Below are 1,003 nucleotides of genomic sequence, written 5' to 3' on the forward strand. Positions count from 1 at the left end.
AGCCGGACGGGACAGGTGGCAACGTCTTACCTGAACTTCGAGGGGACCGAATCGACCGGCCACCTTCGGCTTCATCTGGGGGTGGGTGAGCGCCGCGGTCCCCTATCGCCGGATACGATCGTGCTTCCCGCGGTTGTGAACGCACTCCCGGTTGCGGTCGTCGAGAGCGCCTTGCGGGTTCTCGGCCAGGGATGGAGCGTGGCCACCGCGCCCACCGGAACCTTACCCGAAGGCGTTACGCGGGTTACCAAGAGCGTTATCTTGGGCCGTGCCACGGAGCTTTCCGAAGCCGGCTTCCGGGCTCCAGTAGGAGAGCCACTCGCTCAAGCCCTTACGGGACTGGCTCTCTCCTGGGTTGGCACCGGTGAAGCCGGATTCGAGCAGATCTTGCGGGAGACCAGCGCCGGCGAGGAGTTCCGCGACGCCATTGGAAGCTCTCTGACCGCATCGACCACGGTGGCCGAGTTTCAGAGAGAGCTCTCCGATGCCTTTACCTCTTTCCCGCCTCATCTATTAATAGGAGTGGGAAGCGGGCTCGGTGAAGCCCCCATCGAGTGGGAAGTCGAGGACGCTTCCGGCCGACGCCTGGATACCGCCGGCGTCTCCGATTTGACCCACGCCGGTTTCATCCCGCTAGCCGGCACCGGCCGCGGGCTGGCCCTGGTCGGCAGTCTGGGCTCGAGTCTTTACGATGTCGGTTTCACCGCCACCGAGACCGGTGAGCTCGATCTCAGCGTCAGCCTACCGCTCCCCGATGGAAAAACCGGATTCTTCGTTTTCCCCGGCGTCTCCCTGGATCCGGGGGTTCTAGGCAGGCTCGAGATCGACTTGCTGCAGAGCTCCAGCACGCTCACCCTCTTCATCGACCGCAACGGAGACGGGATCTTCGAGGAGTCGGTGGAGTCCGCGCCGGTCGAAGTGCTGGTCGCGAGCGGCGCTCGGCTTCTCGCGGCAACCGCCATAGGCCCCGAGACCCTTTCCGGAGCCGACCCCTGGGGTCGGG

1 protein-coding gene is annotated in these 1,003 nt (G+C 65.0%); it reads left to right on the forward strand.

The window, feature by feature from the left end; translation table 11 throughout:
* Positions 1–15 precede the first annotated feature (15 nt).
* Positions 16–1,003: hypothetical protein (locus GY769_11835; protein MCP4202612.1), on the forward strand; the 988-nt coding region annotated here is incomplete at its 3' end.

Source organism: bacterium, assembly GCA_024224155.1.
GTDB lineage: Bacteria > Acidobacteriota > Thermoanaerobaculia > Multivoradales > JAHEKO01 > CALZIK01.